We start from the raw sequence: 1,838 nt of genomic DNA on the forward strand, positions 1-1,838 counted from the left end.
ATCGTTTGCTATTTTTTTGTCACCTTCTTTTTATCACAATGTTCAACACGCCCTAGTGCATTATTAAAACTTTGGTATGAATTAGTAATTTTTTTTATTAATTTTAAGAGATTTTTGTAAATTGTATTTTTATAGTTGAATCATTTTAATATCGTTGGCTGACACTCATTATTATAGTAATAGATGTTACTCTAACGTTATCCATTGCTACGATGTGGTAATAAAATGTTAAGTTAAAGTGGTTTATTGGCATAAAATTTGAATGCAGGGGATATATGACTAACCATACTTATCAAAATTTTTGCATACCCTTATTCGTACAATAGAAGTTGAGATGACCATGATGAAGAAAATTATATATATGCTAGCAGCTCTGGGAGTCAGTGGCACTGCTTTTGCTGCCGAAACAACCCCAACGTTAGATACTGGAGACACAGCTTGGGTGCTGGTTTCTACCTTATTGGTTTTGATGATGACCATTCCAGGACTCGCTTTATTCTATGGTGGTATGGTTCGCAAAAAGAATATTTTAGCCACTATGGGGCATAGTTTTAGTGCTGCAGCCATGGTTAGTGTTATATGGGTTCTCATTGGTTACAGCGTAGCTTTTGGAGATGGAGGACTTTGGGTAGGAGATATGAGTAAGCTGTTACTCAATGGCATTACTAAAGATACGCTCAGCGGTACGATACCTGAGGTTCTATTTTCTATTTTTCAGATGACCTTTGCTATTATTGCTGTAGCGATTATTAGTGGTTCAGTAGCAGACCGAATTAAGTTTAGTGCTTGGATGGTATTTATGGCATTGTGGGTGGTATTTGTTTACGCGCCTATTACACATTGGGTTTGGGCACCAAATGGCTGGCTATTTACCAAAGGTGCCCTTGATTTTGCTGGGGGTACTGTAGTACACATCAACTCTGGTGTTGCAGGTTTAGTTTTAGCCTATGTGATTGGTAAGCGTTTAGGTTATGGCCGTGAATCTATGGCACCTCACAATTTGACCTTAAGTGTAATCGGTGCGGGTCTAATCTGGGTAGGTTGGTTTGGATTTAACGGTGGTTCAGCATTGGGCGCGAATGGCTCTGCTGCGTTTGCAATTATGACCACACAAGTAGCAGCAGCAGCAGCGACTTTATCTTGGTTGTTATTTGAACGCATTTTTCATGGTAAAGCATCTATTTTAGGCGCAACTTCGGGCGCAGTGGCAGGCTTGGTAGTAATCACACCCGCTGCCGGTTTTGTTGATGTCACAGGCGCATTGATTATGGGTTTAGTCGGTGGGGCCATATGTTTTTGGGGTACCAATGGTCTTAAGCGTATGCTTAAAGCGGATGACGCATTAGACGCTTTTGGTCTTCATGCTGTTGGTGGCATTGTTGGCGCAATACTGACAGCCGTATTTGCTAGTGAAATGATCATGGGTAAAAAAATAGACTTGTTACCACAGTTATTTACTCAATTAGAAGGCGTGGTTGCTGTTATGATCTATTCTGCGGTTGTAACCTATATTATTGCCAAAGCTATAGATATGGTTATGGGCTTAAGAGTAGATAATGAAGAGGAACGTATAGGATTAGACTTAAGTCAGCATGGCGAACGTATCGAATAACAACTCATTCTAATATTACTATAGCTTATTTAAATTCAAAATTTTATTAGAGTTAACTATTAATTTTTCATTATGTTTATTATTAAAACAGCTGTCGCTTGGCAGCTGTTTTTTATTGCTTAATTGATAACAAAGTTTAAAAAGTCTATTTCTTAAAATTTCATTTTTTGTTACTATAATATTATTATAATGTTACTTTGAACTTCTTAATGTTTTTTTAGGTGAG

1 pseudogene is annotated in these 1,838 nt (G+C 37.6%); it reads left to right on the plus strand.

Annotated features, from left to right (window positions below):
• Positions 1-412: 412 nt before the first annotated feature.
• Positions 413-1,612: pseudogene (locus QZ265_RS10805) on the plus strand (ammonium transporter); the annotation flags it as partial.
• Positions 1,613-1,838: the final 226 nt, after the last annotated feature.

The organism is Psychrobacter sp., from assembly GCF_018260395.1.
GTDB lineage: Bacteria > Pseudomonadota > Gammaproteobacteria > Pseudomonadales > Moraxellaceae > Psychrobacter.